Origin of the sequence: Rhodococcus sp. MS16 (genome assembly GCF_013277795.1) — a bacterium.
GTDB classification, from domain to species: domain Bacteria; phylum Actinomycetota; class Actinomycetes; order Mycobacteriales; family Mycobacteriaceae; genus Rhodococcus_F; species Rhodococcus_F globerula.
In genome coordinates, this window is the sequence record NZ_VBTM01000009.1 from 95,539 (window position 1) to 118,595 (window position 23,057).

The 23,057-nt window shown below is 61.4% G+C and carries 21 protein-coding genes and 1 tRNA gene; 10 read left to right on the plus strand and 12 right to left on the minus strand.

From position 1 onward, the window contains the following. Positions 1–24 precede the first annotated feature (24 nt). From FEZ60_RS20675 to FEZ60_RS20700, 6 genes are all read right to left on the minus strand, one after another. On the minus strand, positions 25–462 hold the full coding sequence (locus FEZ60_RS20675) for an urease subunit beta (RefSeq protein ID WP_033235126.1): 438 nt from the start codon (positions 460–462) through the stop codon (positions 25–27). A 45-nt stretch (positions 463–507) separates the two neighbouring features. Continuing rightward, on the minus strand, positions 508–810 hold the full coding sequence (locus FEZ60_RS20680; RefSeq protein WP_033235127.1) for an urease subunit gamma: 303 nt from the start codon (positions 808–810) through the stop codon (positions 508–510). A 58-nt stretch (positions 811–868) separates the two neighbouring features. Beyond that, a complete protein-coding gene (locus FEZ60_RS20685) occupies positions 869–2,545 on the minus strand; it encodes an ammonium transporter (RefSeq protein ID WP_202026366.1) in 1,677 nt (558 codons plus the stop codon). A gap of 545 nt (positions 2,546–3,090) precedes the next feature. Continuing rightward, positions 3,091–3,180 (minus strand) — tRNA-Ser (locus FEZ60_RS20690). A gap of 53 nt (positions 3,181–3,233) precedes the next feature. After that, positions 3,234–3,704, minus strand: a complete 471-nt coding sequence (locus FEZ60_RS20695) for a MarR family transcriptional regulator (protein ID WP_033235227.1) — start codon at positions 3,702–3,704, stop codon at positions 3,234–3,236. Positions 3,705–3,888: 184 nt separating this feature from the next. Then, positions 3,889–5,133, minus strand: coding sequence for an alpha-hydroxy-acid oxidizing protein (locus tag FEZ60_RS20700; protein ID WP_172936881.1), 1,245 nt, complete (start codon positions 5,131–5,133; stop codon positions 3,889–3,891). Between FEZ60_RS20700 and FEZ60_RS20705 the strand changes: the two genes are divergently transcribed. Beyond that, the gene (locus tag FEZ60_RS20705) at positions 5,132–6,121 is read left to right on the plus strand and encodes an NAD(P)H-quinone oxidoreductase (protein WP_172936882.1); all 990 of its coding nucleotides are present in this window, start codon (positions 5,132–5,134) and stop codon (positions 6,119–6,121) included. The two genes, FEZ60_RS20700 and FEZ60_RS20705, sit on opposite strands and share 2 nt — an antisense overlap. 16 nt (positions 6,122–6,137) lie before the next feature. On the opposite strand, the gene FEZ60_RS20710 is transcribed toward FEZ60_RS20705, so the two are convergent. Then, on the minus strand, positions 6,138–7,340 hold the full coding sequence (locus tag FEZ60_RS20710) for a cysteine desulfurase-like protein (RefSeq protein ID WP_033235130.1): 1,203 nt from the start codon (positions 7,338–7,340) through the stop codon (positions 6,138–6,140). Between the two features lie 131 nt (positions 7,341–7,471). Here FEZ60_RS20710 and FEZ60_RS20715 point away from each other — a divergent pair, with 131 nt between their 5' ends. The 6 genes from FEZ60_RS20715 (at position 7,472) to FEZ60_RS20740 (ending at position 12,848) form a co-directional block, all read left to right on the plus strand. Further along, positions 7,472–8,035, plus strand: a complete 564-nt coding sequence (locus FEZ60_RS20715; RefSeq protein WP_033235131.1) for a bacterial proteasome activator family protein — start codon at positions 7,472–7,474, stop codon at positions 8,033–8,035. A 64-nt stretch (positions 8,036–8,099) separates the two neighbouring features. Next, on the plus strand, positions 8,100–8,972 hold the full coding sequence (locus FEZ60_RS20720; RefSeq protein ID WP_095887661.1) for an ABC transporter permease: 873 nt from the start codon (positions 8,100–8,102) through the stop codon (positions 8,970–8,972). Between the two features lie 11 nt (positions 8,973–8,983). Then, positions 8,984–9,790 carry an ABC transporter ATP-binding protein gene (locus FEZ60_RS20725; RefSeq protein ID WP_033235133.1) on the plus strand — a complete coding sequence of 269 codons (807 nt, stop codon included), beginning with the start codon at positions 8,984–8,986 and terminating at the stop codon, positions 9,788–9,790. Then, positions 9,787–10,698 (plus strand): glycosyltransferase family 2 protein, encoded by a 912-nt coding sequence (locus FEZ60_RS20730; protein WP_095887660.1) that lies wholly within the window; start codon positions 9,787–9,789, stop codon positions 10,696–10,698. The genes FEZ60_RS20725 and FEZ60_RS20730 overlap by 4 nt, the downstream gene beginning before the upstream one ends. 160 nt (positions 10,699–10,858) lie before the next feature. Next, complete coding sequence (gene rsgA, locus FEZ60_RS20735) at positions 10,859–11,974, plus strand: ribosome small subunit-dependent GTPase A (RefSeq protein ID WP_172936883.1); 1,116 nt, start codon at positions 10,859–10,861, stop codon at positions 11,972–11,974. A gap of 46 nt (positions 11,975–12,020) precedes the next feature. Next, a complete protein-coding gene (locus tag FEZ60_RS20740) occupies positions 12,021–12,848 on the plus strand; it encodes a TylF/MycF/NovP-related O-methyltransferase (RefSeq protein ID WP_033235135.1) in 828 nt (275 codons plus the stop codon). A gap of 3 nt (positions 12,849–12,851) precedes the next feature. Here FEZ60_RS20740 and FEZ60_RS20745 read toward each other — a convergent pair whose 3' ends face one another. Both FEZ60_RS20745 and FEZ60_RS20750 read right to left on the minus strand, forming a co-directional pair. Continuing rightward, positions 12,852–14,732, minus strand: coding sequence for a glycosyltransferase (locus FEZ60_RS20745; protein WP_317819756.1), 1,881 nt, complete (start codon positions 14,730–14,732; stop codon positions 12,852–12,854). A gap of 68 nt (positions 14,733–14,800) precedes the next feature. After that, complete coding sequence (locus FEZ60_RS20750; RefSeq protein ID WP_172936884.1) at positions 14,801–15,610, minus strand: glycosyltransferase; 810 nt, start codon at positions 15,608–15,610, stop codon at positions 14,801–14,803. 163 nt (positions 15,611–15,773) lie between these two features. Here FEZ60_RS20750 and FEZ60_RS20755 point away from each other — a divergent pair, with 163 nt between their 5' ends. Continuing rightward, a complete protein-coding gene (locus FEZ60_RS20755; protein WP_172936885.1) occupies positions 15,774–17,981 on the plus strand; it encodes a hypothetical protein in 2,208 nt (735 codons plus the stop codon). Here FEZ60_RS20755 and FEZ60_RS20760 read toward each other — a convergent pair. Both FEZ60_RS20760 and FEZ60_RS20765 read right to left on the minus strand, forming a co-directional pair. Then, positions 17,936–18,916, minus strand: coding sequence for a Gfo/Idh/MocA family oxidoreductase (locus tag FEZ60_RS20760; RefSeq protein WP_033235138.1), 981 nt, complete (start codon positions 18,914–18,916; stop codon positions 17,936–17,938). The two genes, FEZ60_RS20755 and FEZ60_RS20760, sit on opposite strands and share 46 nt — an antisense overlap. 2 nt (positions 18,917–18,918) lie before the next feature. Next, positions 18,919–20,019 (minus strand): DegT/DnrJ/EryC1/StrS family aminotransferase, encoded by a 1,101-nt coding sequence (locus FEZ60_RS20765; RefSeq protein ID WP_172936886.1) that lies wholly within the window; start codon positions 20,017–20,019, stop codon positions 18,919–18,921. 110 nt (positions 20,020–20,129) lie between these two features. Here FEZ60_RS20765 and FEZ60_RS20770 point away from each other — a divergent pair, with 110 nt between their 5' ends. After that, positions 20,130–20,846, plus strand: coding sequence for a DapH/DapD/GlmU-related protein (locus FEZ60_RS20770; RefSeq protein WP_172936887.1), 717 nt, complete (start codon positions 20,130–20,132; stop codon positions 20,844–20,846). A 100-nt stretch (positions 20,847–20,946) separates the two neighbouring features. Further along, the gene (locus FEZ60_RS20775; protein WP_033235141.1) at positions 20,947–21,942 is read left to right on the plus strand and encodes a lysylphosphatidylglycerol synthase transmembrane domain-containing protein; all 996 of its coding nucleotides are present in this window, start codon (positions 20,947–20,949) and stop codon (positions 21,940–21,942) included. Positions 21,943–21,964: 22 nt separating this feature from the next. On the opposite strand, the gene rfbB is transcribed toward FEZ60_RS20775, so the two are convergent. After that, a complete protein-coding gene (rfbB, locus tag FEZ60_RS20780; protein WP_172936954.1) occupies positions 21,965–22,969 on the minus strand; it encodes a dTDP-glucose 4,6-dehydratase in 1,005 nt (334 codons plus the stop codon). Positions 22,970–23,057: the final 88 nt, after the last annotated feature.

Here is a 23,057-nt window from a genome sequence, read left to right on the forward strand (position 1 = left end):
TCCTTCGGCCACCGTGAACGAGGCTCAGTCGGATTGTGGTTCGGACAAGAAGCCGAGCTCATCTGCAAGAGCGACGGCACGGGGCAAGCGCGGGCGATACGCGGCGTGCGTGGGAGCCCAACCGTCCACCAAACTGTTGAATCCGTGGGCGCGCTGCTTGCCGCCGAACGGCACCAACGTCACTTCCTTCTCGTCTCCCGGTTCGAAGCGCACGGCGGTACCGGCCGGGATGTCCAGACGCCAGCCGAACGCCTTCTCGCGATCGAAGGACAATGCTCGATTGACCTCCATGAAGTGATAGTGCGACCCCACCTGAATGGGCCGGTCACCCGTATTTCGCACACGCAGCTTCAGACGCGGCCGACCTTCGTTGATCTCGATCGGTTCATCCCGCAGGACGTATCCCCCGACCGGAACCTTCTTCTCGTCGCCGGAATTCTTCTTCGATGATTTTGTTGCCATCTTCGGGTGCTCCTGAGTTGGTCTTTCAGCCTGAGTTCGTTACGGCTACTGGATGGGCGAATGCACGGTGACGAGGCGGCTGCCGTCGAGGAAGACCGCCTCGACCTGCACGCGCGGAATCATGTCCGCGACACCGTCCATGACGTCGTCGACGGTCAATGCGTGCGACGCGTCCGCCATGACTTCCTCGAGAGTTTTCCCCTCGCGAGCACCCTCCAATGCAGCCGCCGTGATGACAGCTACCGACTCCGGGTGATTAAGCTTGAGCCCCTTTGCTTTTCGTCGCAGAGCCACGTCAGCCAACATGAGGATGGTCAGCTTGTCGAGTTCTCTCGGTGTCAGATGCATTCCGACAACTCCTTCTCGCTCATACTCTTCACTTCCGTGTGGTCAGCTGGAAAGCTGGTCAGGTCCCGGTACCGGGTGCGCTCGACCCCGACAACGGTTCCGCGGCTTGCTGCACAAATCCGCTCCTCCTTCCGAGGGAGTGCCGGTTGATTGCGTCGAGCACGGCTTGGGCGCGGTCGGACGGTACAAGAACTTCGACCCGCAATCGGTCGGTGAAGACGACGTCGTTGCGTTGGCCGCGGAACTTGAGAGAATCCGAATCACTCGCGGACACATGGGCTTCCGAAACCACGATCGACTCCGCTCCCGCAGCCAGCAATGCCTCACGCAACTTCTCCGACTCGATGGTCTGGAGGACCGCAGTGATCAGTTCATGCTTCGGCGCATCGGGATGTGGAGCAAGCTTTTCTCCGTCGGCTACGACTCCCCCGTCGAACCCGGTCGATTGCGGTGCTCCACCTGCTTCGACAAACGCCGGGTTGTAGCGGTATGCGTCCATGCCTTGCTGACGACGGTCGATATTCACCTGGTCTTTCGGAGCCAGCTTGAGCCCGATCGTCTTCTCGATTCCCATGGCGATCAACCAGGTCACGACAAACGAGAAGGCGATGACGGTGATCAGAGCCAAAGCCTGCTCACCGAGTAGACCGAGTCCGCCACCGAACAGAAGTCCGTCGCGGCCGATCGGGTTGATCGCCTTCTCTGCAAACAAACCGAGAAGCAGCGATCCGAGGATGCCGCCGACAAAGTGGACGGCGATGACGTCGAGTGCGTCGTCGAACTTGAAAATGGACTTGAGCGCCAATCCGAAGTGGCAGATCAATCCGGCAAGCACACCAATTGCCAAGGCGGAGAACGTACTCACGAAGCCCGCGCAGGGTGTGATGGTCGCCAAACCTCCGACCGCGCCGGTGATTCCACCGATCGCCGTGGCTTTACCCTCGGTGTATCGCTCGATGACCAGCCAGACGACCATGCCGCCGGCAGCGGCAATGTGAGTGTTGATCAAGGCTTGCGCCGCAACACCATCCGCAGCCAGACCGTCGCCGGCGTTGAAACCGAACCAGCCGAACCACAAGATGCCAGCGCCGACCAGAGCCAACGGAACGGAGTGAGGAACGGCTTCCGCGTTCGGCCAGCCCGGGCGTTTACCGACAACCAACAAGATCGCGAGTGCTGCGGCGCCCGCCGACGCGTGGACGACGATTCCGCCGGCCCAGTCCTGCGCCCCACGGAGCGCCAACCAGCCTTCAGGATTGAAGAGCCAGTGGGCGATCGGGGGATAGACGACGATCGACCACAGAACAAGGAGAACAGCCCACCCCAACGGCTTGAGACGGTTTGCCGTGGCACCGGTGATCAAAGCAGGCGTGATGATCGCGAACATCATCTGATAGGCGACAAACGCCAAGGTCGGGACTGCAACAGCCCCCTCGATCAAGTGGAATCCCGGCGCGGCGGCGGTGTGAATGTCCTGCAAGCCGAAGAGTTTCAAGTCGCCGAGAAAGCCGGATCCCCAGTCGCCGCTGAACGCAAAGCTGTAGCCGAAGACAACCCAGGTGATGGACACCAAGCCGAGCGGAACCAGGTTCTGCTGCAACATCACCAGCGCGTTACTGCCGCGCACCAATCCAGCGTAGAAGAACGCGAGACCTGGAACCATAAAGAGGACAAGCCCTGCGGAAATGAGCACCCAGGCCGTGTCACCACTATTTATAACGGGTTCGGCGAGCATCGGTAAAACCACCTCCGAGTAATAAGACCGTAATAGGTCTCGATTTTTCTCGTTACGCGTACGAACGACGGTGCGCGGTTAACACCGACAGCGAATGTCCAACCGAAGGCGCCGGTGCCATGGTTGCACATTTCGTACCGAATGGTGGGGTTGCTCTCCTCTGCCAACTTAGGGAGAGTTCCTGAATTCGGAGTCGAAACAGTAACGGACAGAACTTATTTCATTCTTTCGGTCACCGAACAATAACAATAGTCAGTCAGCACAGTTACGGCGCGACACCGCATCGCGGCGCTTCTCTAATATGCTTTCGATTGCAAAACATCGAAGTGGAAATAAAAGTTGCCCAAGACCACGTCAATACCTATCCGAATGGTCAGGTAATTACGCGAATTAGTGGCCTAACTGTTCAGTTGAGCATCCACAAAATCCGCGATTCATTCTTGAATACCCCCGCAAGGTTGCGTACTGCAACAAATAGATTGAACCGTGTCTCTGCAGCTGGCGACAAAAAAGTCCCCCACCTGCGCAAGCAGGTGAGGGACTGTTGGCGGAAGCGGAGGGATTTGAACCCCCGGTGGGTTTAACGCCACGCTCGCTTTCAAGGCGAGTGCATTCGGCCGCTCTGCCACGCTTCCGTGGGCGATACTATCCGGTGCACTCGCGAACTGTGAAAACGGCTCCCCGTTACTCAGCGATCGCCGATGGCCGCGTCAACCTTCGAGAAGACGTCTGCCAGCACTTCCAGTTCATTGGGCGTCAACAAATCCACGAGATTTTTGCGCACGCCGGCGACGTGGGTGGGTGCGGCAGCAGCGAGGCGTCGTCGGCCCTCGTCGGTGATCTGCGCGAGCACGCCACGCCCGTCCTCGGCGCAGGTAGTGCGCTCGACTATGCCCTGAGACTCCATGCGACGGATCTGGTGCGTGAGGCGGCTACGAGAGGACAGGACACCGTCTGCCAAGTCACTCATCCGAGTTGAACCGTCCGGGGCTTCCGACAACATCACGAGGATGCGGTAATCCGCCAACGAGAGATCATGCGAATCCTGCAGCTCCCGGTTCAAGACCTCCATGAGCCGCTGATTGCCGTCCATGTAGCCGCGCCAGGCACGCATCTCGGCAGGCGTCAGCCACGGAGTCTCTTGCTGCGCGGGCAGCATTTCCTGCTGCGAAGGCAGCATTTCCTGCTGCGAAGGCGACGTTTCCGCCGGTACGCTGGACGGCTCCCGGAGTACGGGTGCCTCGTCGGTTGTAGTGTCAGTTGTCACGGCTCCCCAGTTTAGACCTGCATACGCCACATTCAGTCTTCTTCACAGGCCTGAAGTCCTGAAGCGGCCAAGGGCGCTAATGTCCGGAAGTGGCCACCAATAGGGACCTGTCGATTTCCCCCACCGACGACACCCCAGCCAGTCCCATCGTGAGATCGAAATCGGCGAGCAGGCTCCGCAAAGCATGGCGGACGCCGTCCGCTCCGGCCAATCCCAAGGCGTATACCCACGGCCGCCCGTACAAAACCGCCTTTGCTCCGAGCGCCAGCGCGATGATCACGTCCGCACCACAACGAATACCCGAATCCATCAGGATGTCAGCTTCGTGTCCGACGGCCGACGCTATGGGCCCCAACGCGTCCAACGCGGATATCGCCCCGTCCACCTGACGACCACCGTGGTTGCTCACGATGATTCCGTCGGCACCGGCCGCAACCGCGGCGCGAGCGTCGTCGGGATGGACAATTCCCTTGACCGCGATCGGAAGTGACGTCCACTGGCGAAGTTTCGCAATATCTGCCATCCGAACGGCGTGATTGCCGAACAGCGACACCCACGTCAGAACCGCAATCTGCAGTGCCTCCGCACTTTCCTCGGGCGGTGTCGCCAACTTTGCACGGAAGACCGGATCGGACAGATAGTTCGCGATGCCTTTCGCCCGCAGGAACGGCAAGTGCCCCAGTTCCAGATCCCTTGGACGCCAACCCATGCCGGGCGTATCGGCCGTCACCACGATGGCCTTCGCTCCCGCGATGTCAGCACGGCGGACAAGCGATTCGGCAAGCTCGTCGTCCGCCGGCCAGTACAACTGGTACCACCAGTTATCTCCCGACACCGCGCCGACATCTTCGATGGTCGACGAGGCCGCAGTCGACAAAACCGAGCCGATACCCAATTCCGACGTGACCGAACCGACCGCAACCTCTGCGTCGTCGTGTACCAAGCCGAGCACTCCGACCGGCGCGGTCAAAATCGGCGCAGCCAAACGCGTACCGAGCACCTCGACGCTCAGATCACGGGCATCGGGCGCAGCGGTACCTCGAAACATGCGTGGCACTATCGCGTGCTTCTCGAACGCCCGGAGGTTCGATGCTGCGGTGCGTTCGGTCGAAGCGCTGCCCGCGATATATCCGAAGGCTTCGGGTGAGAGTTGCTCACGCGCGGCAGCTTCCAGCCCAGCCGCTGTCATGGGCAGCGACGGGACGGTGCCGCCCAGGCCGCTCAGGTAGATCTCGTTCTGCATGTTCCCGAAGTAAGTCACGACAGCGACGGTAGCGCCAAACCCTCCTATTGCGGGGCGATTCGCTAGCGTCGTATCCATGTACGCCATCACTATCGACCAGCCAGGCGGCCCCGAGGTCATGACCTGGGCGCAGCAGCCCGATCCGGAAGTGCCTCGCGGGCATGTCCTGGTTGACGTCGCCGCGACCGCCGTCAACCGAGCCGACCTCCTGCAACGCCAAGGTTTCTACCCGCCGCCACCCGGCACGAGTGACGTCCTCGGACTCGAATGCTCCGGCGTCGTCAGCCAGCTCGGCGAAGGTGTCACCGGATGGGCCGTCGGCGACGAAGTGTGCGCACTGCTTGCCGGTGGCGGATATGCCGAGAAGGTCGCAGTACCTGCGACACAACTCCTTCCGGTACCCGAGGGAGTGGATCTGCGAGTCGCTGCTTCCTTGCCGGAAGTCGCCTGCACGGTCTGGTCCAACGTGGTCATGCGCGCCGGACTGCGCCGCGGACACACTCTGCTGATCCACGGGGGCGGCGGCGGAATCGGAACTCACGCCATCCAGGTCGGCAAAGCTCTCGGTGCGCGAGTTGCCGTGACCGCCGGCTCGGAGGAAAAACTGGCGCGCTGCCGTGAGCTGGGCGCGGACATCACGATCAACTACCGCGAACAGGACTTTGTCGCCGCTCTCGCCGAAGCCACCGACGGACACGGCGCGGACATCATCCTCGACAACATGGGAGCGTCGTACCTGGGCCGGAACGTGGACGCCCTCGCGGCGGACGGGCACATCGTCGTCATCGGGATGCAGGGCGGACGCAAGGGCGAAGTCGACATCGGCAAGTTGTTGGGGAAACGCGGAAGCATCACCGCGACGGGCCTACGTGGGCGTCCGATAACGGGGCCAGGCGGAAAAGCCGAAATCGTGGCCGACGTTCGAGCCAAACTGTGGCCGTTGATCGCCGACGGTTCCATCCAACCGGTCGTTTCCATTGAGCTTCCGATCGCCGAAGCACCGTTAGCTCACCAATTGCTGGATTCGCCCGAAACGGTAGGCAAGGTCATCCTCACCGTGAAGTGACGTAACAGGTACGAGATCAGCCGAGCGTGCCGAGTTCGGCAACAAGTTGGTTGATCTCGTATCGCGTCGTATACGGCGCCAACCCGATCGTGACTGCGCCACCCTCGTCGTTGACACCCAACGCGTCGAGGAGGCGTGAATTGCCGTGAGTGCCGCTCATGACCGCAATCCGCTTGTCTGCGAGATGCGCTGCCACCTTGTCGGCAGCCGTACCGTCGAGCGTGAAGCTGACCGTCGGAACCCGCGTCGGGGCATGCCCGATGACCATGACATTCGACAGCGCGGACAGGGACCGCAGCAGGTGCTCGAAAAGGCCGTCTTGATAGTTCTGCAGTGAACTGATCGACGTTTCGAGGCGCTCGCGGCGACTGCCAGTGGCCGATTCATCGAGGCCTGCGAGGAAATCGATCGACGCGGTGAGCCCGGACAGCAGCGCGAACTGATGCCCACCCACTTCGAGACGTTCGGCACCACGCGCGTACGGGTTGAGCGAGACGGCGGGGATACGGTCGAGCAGGCCGGGATCGCGGAACACCAGGGCACCAACCTGCGGACCACCCCAGGACGGCGCACTGACCGCGATGATGTCGGCGCCGAGTTCGGCCATATCCAAATGCGCGTAGGGAGCAGCACCAACAGCGTCGACGACCATGAGGCCGCCGAATTCGTGCAGCCGATCCGCCGCAGCACGCACATTGGGCGCCGAACCCACGATCGGCGAAGCCGCAGTCAAAGCTACAAGTCGCGTCGTGGAGGTAATAAGCTCGTTGAACTGCCAACTAGGTAGTTCGCACGTCTCGATTTCAACTTCCGCCCAACGCACCTGTGCGCCGTACCGACCGGCGACGCGCAGCCAGGGCGCCACATTTGCTTCTTCGTCGAGCCGGGAGAGCACCAGGCCGGTACCGAGGCCCAGTCGCGAACTCAGAGACTCCGCCAGCCAGGCCAGCAGGACCGCCCGGTCCGAGCCCAGGACAACACCCGCCGGATCACCTCCGACGAGATCTGCAACGGCGGAACGAGCACTGTCCAGGATTGCCGCGCTACGACGGTTCGAGACGTGCCGACCGGACGACGACGACGCGGCTGCCCGGAATGCGGTGGACACTGTCCGAGAGACTGCGTCGGGAATCTGCATACCCGCCTGCGGGTCGAGGTGGATCCAGCCGTCACCGAGTGAGGGAATCAATCCCCGAACGCGGGCAACGTCGTAAGCCATGCTCGACACTCTAGGGGCATGCGGCTCTGTAGTCGAAGGCAGACACCGAAATACCCGTCAGTACAGTTACTTTTCGGTTACCTTTTCGGGGTTAAGTGCAGTTTGCCGCCCTGACACGACAAGATGGAGCTATGAACAAGCCAGAGGAAGAACGGATACTGGTCATCGGCCCCGACGGCGCGGAGACAAACGGCGCGGAGACGAACACCGATCGGCAAGACGCCAGGGAGCCCGAAGGCGAATCGATCGCCGACATGGTCGAGCAGCCGGCCAAGGTCATGCGAATCGGCACGATGATCAAACAGCTCCTCGAGGAAGTGCGCGCCGCACCGCTCGACGACGCCAGCCGAGTACGGCTCAAGGAAATCCACCGATCCTCGATCCGCGAACTCGAGCAGGGCCTCGCACCGGAACTCCGCGAAGAACTCGAACGGTTGACACTGCCCTTCACCGACGACTCCGTTCCGACCGACGCAGAACTGCGGATCGCACAGGCACAGCTGGTCGGATGGCTGGAAGGCCTCTTCCACGGCATTCAGACAGCACTGTTCGCCCAGCAGATGGCGGCACGTGCCCAGCTCGAACAAATGCGTCAAGGTGCACTACCTCCGGGCATGAGCATCGGCGTCCCGCACACACCGGGGAACCCCGGGCACCCCGACCAACAGTCCCCCGGCACCGGCCAATATCTGTAACTCCGGCCACCACAACACCCGAGGAAAAGTTCGCACTGCACCGGGGCCGGTAGGCTCGACCTCCGTGTCAGCATCCGCAACCGAATCCGAGACGTCGGAGCAACCTGTGCCCGTGTCCGACTCCCAGACCTTCCATCGCGCTTTCAAAGACCTGCGCGATGGACTACGGCAGCGCGAGTTGTGGCTGAGCCTCGGTTGGCAGGACATCAAGCAGCGGTACCGCCGGTCAGTGATCGGCCCCTTCTGGATCACCATCGCCACCGGTGTCCAGGCCGCGGCGATGGGCCTCCTGTACTCCGCTCTGCTGAACATCCCGCTCAAGGAGTTCCTGCCGTACGTCACGGTCGGGTTGATCGTCTGGAACCTGATCAGCGCCAGCATCCTCGAGGGCTCCGAAGTCTTCATTTCCAACGAGGGCCTGATCAAGCAGCTGCCGTCGGCGCTGAGCGTGCACGTGTATCGCCTGGTGTGGCGTCAAGTGCTGTTCTTTGCGCACAACTTCGCGATCTACATAGTCCTCCTGTTCGCGTTCAGCATCTGGCAGAACATGAGCTGGACGGCGCTCGCGGCAATACCCGCATTCGTGCTGATCGTGGCGAACACACTGTGGGTATCGATCGTGTTCGGCATCTTCTCCACGCGGTACCGCGACATCGCACCCATCCTCGGCAGCCTCACCCTGCTGCTGTTCGTGCTGACCCCCATCATGTGGACGACGCAGGCTCTCAAAGATCAGGGCGGGCAAGCCGCAGACCGAGTGAAGCTTGCCGAACTCAACCCGCTGTACCACTACCTCGAGATCATCCGAGCACCACTTATCGGAGCCGATCAGCAGGCATACCACTGGTACATCGTCATCGCCCTCACCGTTGTCGGCTGGGCCGTCGCGCTCCTGGCACTCCGCAAGTACCGGGCACGCGTGCCCTACTGGGTCTAGAGGAAAAACACATGAGTCAGCCAGTCAGCATCCACACGCAGAACGCGTGCGTCGACTTCCCGATCTTCGACGCCAAATCCCGCTCGCTCAAGAAGGCTTTCCTCGGTAAGGCCGGCGGATCCATCGGCCGCAACGACTCCGATGTTGTTGTCGTCGAAGCTCTCCGCGACATCACGATGACCCTCAAAGAAGGCGACCGCATCGGACTGGTCGGCCATAACGGCGCCGGCAAGTCCACCTTGTTGCGACTCCTCTCCGGGATCTACGAACCGACCCGCGGAACGGCAACCATCCGTGGTCGCGTCGCCCCGGTCTTCGATCTCGGTGTCGGTATGGATCCCGAGATTTCCGGCTACGAGAACATCATCATCCGGGGCCTGTTCCTCGGTCAGACTCGCAAGCAGATGCTCGCGAAAATGGATGAGATCGCCGAATTCACCGAACTCGGCGAGTACCTCTCGATGCCACTGCGCACCTACTCCACCGGCATGCGCGTGCGCGTCGCCATGGGTGTTGTCACCAGCATCGACCCGGAAATTCTGCTCCTCGACGAAGGCATCGGCGCCGTCGACGCGGAATTCATGAAAAAGGCCCGCGTACGCCTGCAGAAACTGGTCGAACGCTCCGGCATCCTGGTTTTTGCAAGCCACTCCAACGAGTTCCTCGCCCAACTGTGCAACAGCGCGATGTGGATCGACCACGGTCAGATCCGCATGCACGGTGACATCGAAGACGTCGTCCGTGCTTACGAGGGCGACGACGCCGCCGAACATGTCCGCCACGTGATCAGAGACATGGAACGGGAGACGCCCGCGTGAGCACACCCGAGAAGATCATCGGGGTCGTCGTCACACACAAGCGTCGTGAACTGCTCGCCGAATCGCTGAAGGTGCTCAGCACACAGACCCGGCCGCTCGATCACCTCGTTGTCGTCGACAATGCCGACGAAGACGCGGTGCGTGAACTGGTCGAAGGCGCTTCCCTGCCCACCAGCTACATCGGTTCGAAGCACAATCTCGGCGGTGCCGGAGGATTTGCCCTGGGCATTCTGTATGCATTGTCACTCGGCGCAGACCGGGTTTGGCTCGCCGACGACGACGGTCGCCCCGAGGGACCCGAAGTCCTCGAAACCCTGCTTGCCTGCGCGCTGCGACATGACCTTGCCGAGGTCTCCCCCGTCGTCTGCGACATCGACGATCCCGACCGCCTGGCGTTCCCCCTGCGCCGCGGCACCTCGTGGCGTCGGTTGCGTAGCGAACTCGACACCTCCGAACTCGGCGACGAGGACCTTCTGCCGGGGATCGCATCCCTCTTCAACGGCGCATTGTTCACCGCCGACGCCATCGACGCTGTCGGTGTTCCGGATCTTCGGTTGTTCGTCCGCGGCGATGAAGTGGAAGTGCACCGTCGACTCGTACGATCCGGCCTGAAATTCGGCACGTGCCTGAAGACCGCCTACGTACATCCCAACGGCGCCGAGGAATTCAAGCCGATTCTCGGCGGGCGGATGCACACGCAATACCCGGACAACGATACGAAGCGCTTCTTCACCTACCGCAACCGTGGGTACATCCTTGCACAGCCCGGAATGCGCAAACTGCTTCCGCAGGAATGGATTCGGTTCGGCTGGTACTTCCTGATCACGCGGCGCGATCCCGCAGGTCTGCGCGAGTGGATGCGACTGCGCAAACTCGGCCGGGAAGAGAAGTTCGAGCGCCCGAGTTAATTTAATTCGGTTGCACCGCTCTGCCACCGTCTGAGACGATTCTGCACCGACGCATGGTGCGTCCTGAGATTTTCGAGGAGTGAGTATTGATGACTGTCGTGTTCTGCACCTATCGCACCGTCAATACTCACGATTCTTCGTACTCGAGGACACCTTCACCATGCCAGAAAACAGCACATTACTGACCGAATACGGTTGGAACGCAACACTTTCGGAAACATTCGACGCACTGCTTGTCAATTCACCTGACACGGAACCTGGGCGCGTCATACGCGTGGACCGCGGCCAGTGTGACGTTGCCGTCGCGACCGGTACCGTCCGCGCACTCAGTGGCAGCAATTCGCTGTGTACCGGCGACTGGGTTGCAGTCTCCAAAGTCACGCGCGCCAACACAACGCCCGCCAACACCACGCCCGTCAACACCACGAGTGAGACCGAAACACCCACGGTTACTTCGATACTCCCACGATCGAGCAGCATCGTTCGGTCCTCCGCATCCGGAAAGTCCGAAGGTCAGATACTGGCCGCGAACGTCGACACCGTCGTCATCACCACGGCGTCGGACGGCGACGTCGACCTCGGGCGCATCGAGAGACTACTCGCACTCGCATGGGAAAGCGGCGCAACACCGGTCGTCGCGCTCACCAAAACCGATGCAGCTCCTGACATTTCCGCCGTTCTTATCGAAGTTTCCGCCGTCGCACCCGGCGCAACAGTGCTCGCCGTCAGCGCCGAAACCAGCGAGGGAATGGACATACTCGACGCAGTTCTGGACGGCACCGTGGCGATACTCGGTCCTTCCGGCGCCGGCAAATCAACTCTTGCCAATGCGCTCCTCGGTGATACCGCCGCGAGCTGCGTACTCGAAACAGGCCGGGTGCGGGCCGGCGACGGCAAAGGACGCCACACCACCGTGACAAGAGAACTGATTCCGTTTTCCGGCGGCCGGACGCTCATCGACACTCCGGGGCTGCGGGGCGTCGGCATGTGGAACGCCGGCGAGGGTATCGACAAGACGTTCCCCGAGATCGAGGAACTGATCTCGGCCTGCCGGTTCTCCGATTGCGCACACAACTCCGAGCCTGGGTGCGCGGTCGTGGGCGCACTCGAACGCGGTGATATCGACGAGCGGAGACTCAGAAGTTATCGGAAACTACAGCGGGAGAACGCGTGGAACGCCGCACGCAGCGACGCCCGTCTGCAGGCGGAACGCACGCGAGAGATCAAGGTGCTCTCCCGCCGCATCAAGGATCATTACCGGGGCCGAAGGCAGTAGCGGCCGAACCCTGGCAGCATGGGAGTGATCCCGACGAGAGGTTGCCATGTTCGAGCAGTTCCGTTCCAGCGCCAGGACCAAGCTTCAGCGTGCGGTATCCGAGGTGATCGAGAACGCCGACCGCCATAATGCCGAGCGCACACGGCAGATTCTCGACGAACTAACGCGCTCGCACGACGAACTGGCCGGGGCCCGCGAAGATATCGCGGGCCTTCGGAGCAGAATCGACGAACTGGAATTCCGCCAACGCCGCGACCTTGCCTACGCAGTCGATTTGGAAGCAACCGCGTCGAGCGCGTCGTTCATCCTGGAACACATGCGGGTGGCGCAGACGTTCGGTCATCCTCACGACACACTGCGACACGCACTGAACTTGGTCGAGATTCCAGGAATGGCACTCGAATTCGGCGTCGCATCCGGAACGACTCTGAAGATCATCGCCGACGAATTTCACGAACGTGATGGCATCGTTGCCGGCTTCGACGTGTTCTCCGGGCTACCGGAAACATGGCGAACCGGATTTCCGGCCGGTGAGTTCGCCCAGGAATCTCTCCCCGAAGTACCTGGGGCACAACTCGTTCCAGGACTCTTCGAGGAAACGTTACCGACATTCCTCGATCAGGAACGTGAAACCGTGGCGTTCCTGCACGTCGACGCCGACCTCTACTCGTCGACCAAAACAGTGCTCGATCTCCTGGGAGACCGCCTAGTCCCGGGATCGATCATCGTGTTCGACGAATTCTTCAACTACCCCGGGTGGCAGAACCACGAATACCGGGCGTGGACGGAATACGTCACACGCACCGGCATCTCCTTCGAGTACGTCGGTTACACCTTCGACAACGAACAGGTGATAGCCAAGATAGTCAGGTGAGAGTCACTTCTCGTACAGGCGAGCCCAGTTCTCGCGGCTGGTGAGCTGCGGGAACTCCCGGGCGAATGCCTCAGCGACACTTGGTGCTTCGGCCAGGAATCGCTTGATCACGCCGGCAAGGCGACCACTCATCTCGGCAGCCGTCTCACTGTCGAAGCGGCGTTCACGCACGCCACCCTGCGAAGCGTCGGTCACGAAGACATGATCGAAGCGTCCGACGTGCCACCACTGCGCATCCTCGTAGGAGATCGCCACCGGACCCCGCTCGAGCTGGTTGCGAGCCTGCATCACAGCGCGTTTCGCAAGAACGAGATCGGTCCACAGGCCGGTCTTGGGACTGGGCGCAACGCGGCGAATCGGCAGCCTTCCCGGCAACTCAGACGCCGGACGAGTCACCGTCTCCGGGAACCGCTTTCGCTCCTGGTTGATCGTCGCCAACGCCTTCTGCCCACCGTCGGCCAGGCCCGCCGGGCCTTCGAGGAATCCCTCGATCGCCCGGATTTGTGTGTGCGCGAGGCCGTACTGCAAACCGACGATCGAATGCGAAATATCCCGGGCCAGTTGCTTGGCCAGTGTCTTCGGCGCAAAACCCGGATCGAGTGACGCGGTGATCAGACCGTTGCGAGTACTGAAGTAGTGGGCAAAACCGTCGACGTCCTTCCAGTAGAAGTCCGCATGCCAGACGGCAGCCGACGGCAACGTGATGGTCGGAATTCCGGCCCGCCCGGCGCGCAGGCTGTACTCGACGTCGTCCCACTGGAAGAACACCGGCAGGGGCAATCCGATGCGCTCGATGGCTTCAGCCGGGATCAGGCACGTCCACCAGCCGTTGTATTCGGCGTCCACTCGGCGTTCCGGCAGCTTCTCGAGCACGCTCCGGTTACGGACTCCGTGCTCGTCGGTCGGCACACCGCGCTGAAGGGTGCCCAGATCGACGCGTTCACCCGAAGCCAACAAGTAGTCGGGATTGAACAGGAAAAGCATCTGAGCGCCGATCAAGGCCGGTTCCGTTGTCATGTTCGCAAACGCACTCAGCCGAAGGACCGATTCCGGTTCACACAGAATGTCGTCGTCCATCAGAATCACGTCGGAGTGCGGTCCGGCCTCCGAAGCCTCGTACAGTCCTCGCGTGAAACCGCCGGCACCGCCCAAATTCGCCTGCCGCAGGTACTGCAGACGCGATCCGAACTTCTTCGACACTTCCTGGAAAAGCTCACGGCTTTCCACCGGATCGGTGCCCTGATCGACGACGTACAACGCGTCGAGCAACCCCAACACGCGTTCGTCGGACGCAAGAGCCTCGACGGTGCGCGCACAGTCGTCGGCGCGGTTGAACGTGCAGATCGCTACCGCTACCGGCCGGATCAGCTTCGGTGAAACGACGGACCATTCGACGTCGTCGACAACTGCGCCGCCGCCCTGCGCTTCGAACTGCAACCACAGCGCGCCGCCGTCGACAAAAGTGTCGAGAGGCGCCGTCATGGAAATCTGCTCGGTTCCGGTAACAACGACATTGGTCACGATACGACGGTGACCACCGATGTCGGACGCCTGAATTTGAACGCGGCAGGCCGTCTCGGCTACGACGCGCGCGGTGACGGTGACCTCGGTGACAGCCGTCCACCGCTGCCAGTAGCTGGCCGGAAATCGACCGAAGAAAGTATTGGTGTGCGCAACAGCTCCGGGCTGAAGTCGCAATTCGAACCGAGATCGTGTCGACATGCCGACCTTGGTTACGGCGTACAACTCGTCACTGGCGACGGGAGAGGTTCCGGTGAACAACGTGCGCTGCGCTACCAGGCGATCCGAGCTCGCACGATGTTCGATCAACTCGACCCCGCTGTCGGACTGCCCGGTGTCGGACTGGCCATCGGTCACTTTCACGGTATCCACACCTCGCAGGGTATCGCGAACCCGCTCACCCCTGCCGCAAGCACCAGGCCACGCTGGTTCTACCCGCGGTACCCCTGGCCGGCCACAGCGGCCAGCTCCTTCTTTCGCCGGCGAAGCGACAACAATCCGTTTGCCATTTGAATGACGTCCTTGGGCGAAATCCGGCTTGCATGCGCGAGGTGATCGTCACTGAGACGAATCGGAACCTCCACAGGGCGCACGCCCGCCAATTCCAGCGCGTAGTCCAGTTCCGTCGTAAACAGAAAACCTCGCTCGGCCAAAGCCGGCGCGATCTGGCGCACCAAGGTGCCGTCGACGATGAACGTTCCCTGCGGATCACCCGTCCGGGTACCCAATATGGCTCGTCGAAGGGTGGCAAATCCACCGGTCATGATCGCTCTCAACAGGCCACGCTGCACCTCGGATTCCGCGTGGGCCTTCGAACCGATGACCACGGGAGGAACAGACCCCAAATCAGCCATCACACGGTTCGCGCCTTCGATGTCGCCGAAACCGAACGGCAGATCGTCCGCGGTGAGCAACACACGCTCTCCCCGTGACGCGATGATTCCCGCGCGCAGTGCCGCACCCATGCCTTTGTCACTGGTCATGGGACGGAAAGTCACGGCCGGCCAGGACCAGGCAGCCGACAACGCGGCACACACGTCCGCAGTGTTATCCGTGGAACCGTTCTCCACGACGATGATCTCGACGGGGTTGGTGCTCTTGGCAGGGTTGGCGCTGAAGTACTCGGCGAACTGTCGCACCGTCGACTCCAGTACCTCACCTGAGTTGTATGCGGGGATGACCACCGAAAGCTCCGGCGTAGCTGATTCCCCACGAACGGGTTCCGTCCGCGATGTCGCCACGTGCCGATCTCCTTCTTCCCCGACTGCAGTTCGAACTCGTCGGAATACTACGCTCCAAGGAAATGGGCTCCGAGAAACAGGGCTCCGAGAAACAGGGCTCTGAGGGACAGGGCACGCCCCGGGCTCCGGAGTACAGCCATCGACTCGACGACGAAAGCACATCGTGAAATCTGACTTGCCGCTTGCTCAACGCGTAGTGCCGCCGATTCTGCTCGCCGCTCTGGTTTCGATCGTCGCGGCAATCCCACTGATTTCCAATCGCTGGTTCTACTACTGGGACGACAGTGCAGCAGCTTTCACGCCGGGATGGCACACGATCGGCGAACGAATTCTGTCCGGTTCGTGGCCGACGCTCATTCCCGAATTGTGGGCCGGTGGAAACGTCACCGCCGAAGCCCTTTACGGGACATACAATCCCGTGATCCTTCTGGATTCGGTTGCCATCGCGCTCATTCCGAACCTCGGCATCGGGATCACGCTCGTCAAAATGCAATTCATGGCGATACTTGCCGTCGGTGTCTACCTCGTGGCTCGGCAGTACGGCGCAAACCGGTCGATGGCATTCATCGCCGGATTTGCCATGCCATTCGCCGGTTACACGCTCTACTTCGACGCTTCCAGTTGGGCATCCGGACTGATCGCCTTCGCGTGGATCCCTCACGTGTGGTGGTCGACGCGGGCCAGTGCACTCGGGCGCGTGAATCCGCTGGTACCGATCGCATTCGGCTATCTCGCGATGACCACCGGCAACCCGTACGGAGCGGTTGGGGTCGCTGTCGTCTATATCGCCGTCATCGCGGAATGCATCGCGATCAAACGGGCAGGCAGTATCCGGTCACTTCTCATCAGTGCCACGGCGATCATCATGATGTCGCTGATCGTGTACCTGCCACTTCTGTTCACCACCGGCGTATCCGTGCGCACGCAGTCCGGCATCGCGAACGACGGCTCGCTACGCCCCGATCTCGGTGATCTGATCAACGTTTCAGGACCTTCCAACCAGCCGTACGTCACGGCATTTGCATCACCTGCCATGACGATTCCCCTGGTCTACCTGGCTTGGTTCCTGATCCCGCTTGCTCCCTGGATTCGATGGAGTTCGCTCAAGACGCTGGGGCGTCACAGTGTTTCGCTCTTCGTCTTCGGCGGAATCTACGTGGTGCTGCTTCTCGGCCCGTCGAATCTGTGGCTGTTCCGTTGGCCGGCAAGACTTCTCGAATACGGCCAACTGCCCGCCATCGTTGTCACGGCGGTTGCTCTGTCCGCAGGCTTGCAGCGTGATCGAATCCGCGCGCGATCGATCATCACCGCAGGATTGTTGGCGCTCCAGTTCTATCTCGCCTGGTCGAATGTCCCCGAAGACATCGGCATTCACTTCGCATCGCTGCTCATCACCGTGGTTCTGACGGCCGTCGCTCTGATCGTGGCCTACCGGAAACCCCGCTACCTGGCAGGTGCACTCGCGGCCGGCATCGTCGTAGTGCTCAGTGCCCAGACAAACTTCTGGTTCACCGGAAACTACAACGTCACACCGTGGAAGTTCCCGCGGCAGATCGCGTTCCTGGAGTCGAAATTCGAAGACCGATACCAAGGAACAACTTTCGCCATCGCCGATCCCGTCAACATTCCGCTCGACAACCAAACCGGACAGTGGGGAGATTTGCTGTTCGGAAATGCCTGGCAGCCTGCGGGCGTCGACGCCGTAAACAGCTACGCGGGAATCAGCTACAACGACTTCGTTCAAGCCCTGTGCCTGAACTACTACGGCGGCGTCCAGTGCCCCGACGCAGTCGATCGACTACTCGCCGAGTCACCGGGCACCGGCGTGTCCTGGCTCGACGCGATGCGCATCGATACCGTCGTCGTTCAGAATTCCGGACCGTACGGTGGAAAAAACGCACTCGACGCCCTTCCCGAGAGCCACTGGACCGTCTCGCCCGATCGCGTCGTCACGGTCGGCCGCCGCACCACCGATCACCAGTGGCCGGACGGTCGTGTCTCCGCAACCACACCGGGACTCGATGTTCAGGGCGACGCCGCCGCAACGGACACCCGGGAAACCGTCGAGTACACCGGATCAGGCACGGTCACCTTCGCCCTGCTCGCCTGGCCCGGCTGGACCGCAACCGTAGACGGGCAGTCGGTGGAAACGAAGGCCAGCCCCGGCGGCTTGTTGCAAGTCGATCTACCGCCGAGCGCCGACGCCGGATCGGCACTCACCATCGAATTCGCCCCGCCTGGAAGCACATTCGGATGGGGCATCGCCGGCGTCGGGCTACTGGTCGCCTTGTCTCAAGGCGCCTGGGCGTTCCGAACGCGGCGCAATCAGGAAGAAAGCGTCGCAGCGAGCGCAGATTCCGTGACTTCGTGAACCGCACGGTGAGCGGGCAGAATTGACGCCCGCTCACCGTCCGCATCACCCGTTCCCTGCACCAACCCGAGGAAATGCGTCAACTGCGCTGCCAGCGGCTCCTCGCTGTAACGGATCGTCGGAATCTCGATGACCGTCTGCTGCTGGTAGCCGTCCCGATCGGTGGGCATGTTGTCGTCGATGTGACGGTAGATCGTGATGTCGCGACGAAGCAGATCGATCTCGATGAGTCGATCAGCCTCGAGCAATGACAGTTGGCGGATCTTGCGCTGGCTGATTCGGCTGGCCGAAATAGTCGCCACCGCACCCGAATCGAAACGCAGCACAGCGTCGGCGCAATCTTCCGACCGGTTCTGCACGGAAGTCGGATGGAAGTATCCGAACTCGCCTTTAGCCAAACTCGGCTCCGAACCGGCAAATCCGATAGCCAAGTCGATGTCGTGAATCAACAAGTCTGTCGCGACGCCCGTCGGAATGCGAGAAACGAACGGAGAGTGACGAATACCGTTAACCTGCCACACATCGCCGGAGAACTCGCGTGCAGTGCGAACAGCTGGATTGAAGCGTTCGAGGAGACCGCACATCAGCGGAACACCGGACGCGCGTGAACGATCGACCAAGTCGACGCTCTGCTCGTATGTCGCGGCCAACGGCTTCTCCACCAGAACGGGCTTACCCAGATCGAGAACCCGTCCGGCCAACTCGTAGTGGGCCGGTGTGGCTGCGGCGATCACCACAGCGTCGATACCGTCGAGTGTGTCGAAATCCGCAGCCCAGCGCGTATCGAACCGCTCCGCAACAGCTTTGCCCTGTTCCTCGCGCGGCTCGATCAACAACTCCAACTCGCACAAAGCCGACTGCGCGATGACACGCGCATGCAGCGAACCCATCTGACCGGAGCCGACAAGGGCAATACGGGGCTTGCTCGTGGTCATTTTCAGGCCTCCATAGCGCCGCGTACTGCGGCAACGATCTGATCGACGTCTCCGGCGGACAATGCCGCGTGGACCGGAATACTCAAGCACCGCGACGCCACCGACGTCGCAACCGGCGTGTCCTCGATCACCACACGGGGATGTTCGCGGTAGCACTCGTAGTCGTACACAGCCTTGGGGTAGTAGATCCCGCTGCCGATGTCCTTCGCTGCGAGACGCTCGCTCAATTCGTCGCGAGAAATCGGTGCGTCCTCGGCCAACAACAAGGTGAACTGGTGCCAGACATGTCCGCGGCCGGACAGCTCAGCCGGCAGGATCAGCCCGTCGACATCTTTCAAACCGACTCGTAAGGTTTCCGCATTGCGTCGACGCGCCTCGACCTGCTGCATGTACGTCGCCATCTGCGGCAGCGCCAAGCTTGCCTGTAGATCGGTCATCCGGTAGTTCTGGCCGACCATCTCGTACTGGTAGCGAGCCCGCATACCCTGGTTACGCAGGACACGAAGTCGGTCGGCTGTCGCGTCGTCGTCAGTGGTGATCATTCCGCCTTCGGCGGTCGTGAGGTTCTTCGTCGCGTAAAACGAGAAGCAGCCCAACCCGAAACTGCCGGCGCCGCGTCCCTCGAATGTCGCACCGTGAGCTTGAGCGGCATCCTCGACGACGGTCAGGCCATGCGTCGTGGCCAACGGCATCAACGCCCCCATGTCAGCCGACTGGCCGTACAGGTGGACTGGCATCAGCACCTTCGTACGATCGCCGATTCTGGCTGCAGCGGCAGCGGGGTCCAGATTGAAATCGGACTCGGAAATGTCGGCGAACCTGGCCGTCGCACCGGCCTCGAGAATCGCATTCAACGTGGCAACAAATGTGAACGGCGTGGTCAGAACCTCGTCACCGGGCTGCAGATCCTGAACCTGAAGTGCCGCGATCAGCGCCGTGGTGCCGTTGTTCACCGCCACCGCATGACGAGTACCGACCAAAGCCGCGAACTCGTCCTCGAGCCGCTTGACCTTGGGGCCCTGCGCGACGATCCCCGATCGCAGAGTGTCCAGCACCTCGCGCTCGACTTCTTCCCCGAACGAGATACTGGATATCGCGATCACTGAGTTACCTCCGATAGATTCATTCGACTGTCGTCGGAACGAAATACTCCGACAACCAACGAAGCGTATCGAAACGCAATTCGATACTTCGAGAGGATTCCGGAACACGCATGTCTTCACGTCCTGACTGCCATATCCATCCCACCGCCCTGGTCGGCGCCGAAGTACTGATCGGAACCGGTGTGACGATCGGACCGAATGCAGTCCTGACCGGTCCACTCGACATCGGCGACGACTGCTGGATCGGGGCGGGAGCCGTGCTGGGAGCACCACCGGAGATCCTCGGCGCACACCATCCCACCTCGTGGTCCGACAGCGCCGGCCTCGGAATCCGCATCGGCGCCCGAACCACAATCCGTGAACTGACCACCGTCCACCAGGGCAGCGAACGACGCACCGAAATCGGTGACGATTGCTTCGTGATGAACCGTGTCGGCATCGAACACGACGTTCTGGTCGGTGACCGGTGTGTCGTGTCGTCCGGGACTACGCTCGCCGGGCATGTCAGCGTCGGAGACGGCGTCAATCTGGGGATGCATACCGTCGCTCATCAACGACGCGTCATCGGATCCGGATCCATGATCGGAATGGGAACCGTGGTGGTCAAAGATGTTCCTCCGTTTGCCAAGGCCTTCGGCAATCCGGTGTCACTGCACGGCGTCAACCGGATCGGTATGAGCCGTTCGGGCATCTCCGAAGAAGCTATCGAGGCAGTTGCGGCGATCTACGCCGCCGGAAGCTTCGACGGTTTAGCCGCCTTCCCGGATTCTCTGCGCGACGCCTTCACCTGGTGGCGCGAACGGGCCGACAAACCACTCGTTGTGTAGCTGGGAGAACCCTGGTTGGTATCGTCAGGCAAATGACGAACGGGTGGGAAGTTTCAGGCGCGTGAGTACACCCCCCGAATCCGAACATCCCAAACCCGAAATGCCGGTCGACGATGTCGAGCCAGCCGCGAAGCCGAACACTCTGCGCGGACTGCTCGTCAACGGATTCAAAGTTCTGGTCACCGTCGCGATCGTCATTGCAATCATTTTTGCGGTGAAGTCCCAATGGGCCGCCGTCAAAAGCACGATCACCGAACTGAACTGGTGGACGCTCGCTGCGTCGTCGCTGTTCATCTTCCTCGGCATGGGCGCCGCAGTGCGATCCTGGCAACACGCACTCGGTGCCCTGGAACAACCGATCCCGGCGTTCGACGCTGCCCGCGCTTATCTGGTCGGCCAACTCGGCAAGTACCTTCCCGGCAGTGTGTGGGCATTTGTGCTGCAAACGGAACTCGTGAGGCGCGCCGGCGTTTCCCGGGCCGCAGGCTTTGTCGCAGTGCTGGTCACGGTCGGGTTGAGTACAACTTCGGCGTTGGTCGTGGGACTCTTCGGTCTACCTGCTCTGTTCGAGGTCAGCACGGTAGCAGCGGTCGGCGTGATCATCCTGGTACCGATCGCATTGGTCTGCGCGTACCCACCCGTCCTCACCCGTTTGGTGAACCTCGCGCTGAAATTGCTCCGCCGCGCACCCCTGCACAAACCGCTCACAATGCACAAAATAGCCCTCGCGCTGGGTTGGTGCGCAGCTAGTTGGGTGCTCTACGGCATCCAACTGTGGCTGCTCGCGTCCAGCTCGGCGGGATTCGAAATTCGTGGGCTCGTCCAATGCATCGGGGCTCTCGCCCTCGGTATGTGCGCGGGCGTCCTGGTATTTGTCGTCCCGTCCGGAATCGGTGTCCGCGAAGCCGTCATCGTCGCGGCGCTTTCGCCGTTCATGGATGCGGGCGTCGCGCTCGGCCTCGCGCTGGCGTCGAGGCTGCTCTTCACCCTCTGCGAAGTCTTTGCCGGCGTCGTGGCTGCGCTCTCGGGATCGCGGGTCCTGCGCAACGCTCTCGTGCACGAGCGTTCCCGGGTACCCGCTCCCAGCAAAGCCTGAGCTGACAAGTCCAGTAAGCCGCTCAGTCCACGACAGCTTCCGAAGCTGAATAGCCTGCCTCGGTGACAGCCTTCTGTGGACGCCACCACTGTTCATTGTCGCGATACCACTCCACGGTGGCTTCCAATCCACTGCGGAAATTGCGATATAACGGCTGCCATCCCAGTTCCCGTTGAATTCGCGACGGATCGATCGCGTACCGCATGTCGTGCCCTGGACGGTCAGTGACAAAGTCGAATTCGTCTGGTTTGCGCCCGAAAATCTCGAGCAGGGCTGCAATCACCGTCCGGTTATCCGTTTCACCATCCGCGCCAATCAGGTACGTTTCGCCCGACTTGCCTCGTTCCAGGATGTCCCAGACCGCACGATTGTGATCGTCGACGTGAATCCAATCGCGAACGTTGCGACCTTCCCCGTACAACCGGGGACGCACACCGTCGATCAGATTTGTGATCTGGCGCGGGATGAACTTCTCGACATGCTGAAACGGGCCGTAATTGTTGGAGCAATTGGAAATCGTTGCCTCGATCCCGAACGAACGCACCCATGCCCGCACAATCAGATCGCTCGACGCCTTTGACGCCGAATACGGACTCGAAGGGTTGTACGGCGTCGACTCGGTGAATCGCGTCGGGTCATCCAGTTCAAGATCGCCGTACACCTCGTCCGTCGAGATGTGGTGATACCGAACCTCATGCGCCCGAACAGCCTGCAGCAGCGAGAACGTGCCCATCACGTTGGTTCGGATAAACGGTTCCGGATCACTCAACGAATTGTCGTTGTGGCTCTCCGCCGCAAAATGCACCACCGCATCGGATCGCGATACCAACTCGTCCACCAAGCCCTGATCGGCGACGTCACCGTGAATGAAGTGGATACGATCCTCCACCTCGGCAAGTGAGCTCCGATTACCGGCATAGGTGAGAGCATCGAGAACCGTAACCTCGACGCCCGGACGCGAAGTCACCGTCTGGTGAACAAAATTGGCGCCGATAAACCCGGCACCCCCGGTGACCAGCAGTCGCACGTTCATCTCCTCAAGCTTGCCGAACCCTTCGAACCTTACCGCCCGTCGGCGCCTGACCGGTTTGCTCGTCGGATCTGACCGCTTTGCC

What these genes read in the sequence shown, in the direction of transcription:
- FEZ60_RS20675 (WP_033235126.1), bottom strand. Translation starts at nt 462, where the DNA reads ATGGCAACAAAATCATCGAAGAAGAATTCCGGCGACGAGAAGAAGGTT.
- FEZ60_RS20680 (WP_033235127.1), bottom strand. Translation starts at nt 810, where the DNA reads ATGCATCTGACACCGAGAGAACTCGACAAGCTGACCATCCTCATGTTG.
- FEZ60_RS20685 (WP_202026366.1), bottom strand. Translation starts at nt 2,545, where the DNA reads ATGCTCGCCGAACCCGTTATAAATAGTGGTGACACGGCCTGGGTGCTC.
- FEZ60_RS20695 (WP_033235227.1), bottom strand. Translation starts at nt 3,704, where the DNA reads ATGCTGCCCGCGCAGCAAGAGACTCCGTGGCTGACGCCTGCCGAGATG.
- FEZ60_RS20705 (WP_172936882.1), top strand. Translation starts at nt 5,132, where the DNA reads ATGTACGCCATCACTATCGACCAGCCAGGCGGCCCCGAGGTCATGACC.
- FEZ60_RS20700 (WP_172936881.1), bottom strand. Translation starts at nt 5,133, where the DNA reads ATGGATACGACGCTAGCGAATCGCCCCGCAATAGGAGGGTTTGGCGCT.
- FEZ60_RS20710 (WP_033235130.1), bottom strand. Translation starts at nt 7,340, where the DNA reads ATGGCTTACGACGTTGCCCGCGTTCGGGGATTGATTCCCTCACTCGGT.
- FEZ60_RS20715 (WP_033235131.1), top strand. Translation starts at nt 7,472, where the DNA reads ATGAACAAGCCAGAGGAAGAACGGATACTGGTCATCGGCCCCGACGGC.
- FEZ60_RS20725 (WP_033235133.1), top strand. Translation starts at nt 8,984, where the DNA reads ATGAGTCAGCCAGTCAGCATCCACACGCAGAACGCGTGCGTCGACTTC.
- rsgA (WP_172936883.1), top strand. Translation starts at nt 10,859, where the DNA reads ATGCCAGAAAACAGCACATTACTGACCGAATACGGTTGGAACGCAACA.
- FEZ60_RS20740 (WP_033235135.1), top strand. Translation starts at nt 12,021, where the DNA reads ATGTTCGAGCAGTTCCGTTCCAGCGCCAGGACCAAGCTTCAGCGTGCG.
- FEZ60_RS20760 (WP_033235138.1), bottom strand. Translation starts at nt 18,916, where the DNA reads ATGACCACGAGCAAGCCCCGTATTGCCCTTGTCGGCTCCGGTCAGATG.
- FEZ60_RS20770 (WP_172936887.1), top strand. Translation starts at nt 20,130, where the DNA reads ATGTCTTCACGTCCTGACTGCCATATCCATCCCACCGCCCTGGTCGGC.
- FEZ60_RS20775 (WP_033235141.1), top strand. Translation starts at nt 20,947, where the DNA reads ATGCCGGTCGACGATGTCGAGCCAGCCGCGAAGCCGAACACTCTGCGC.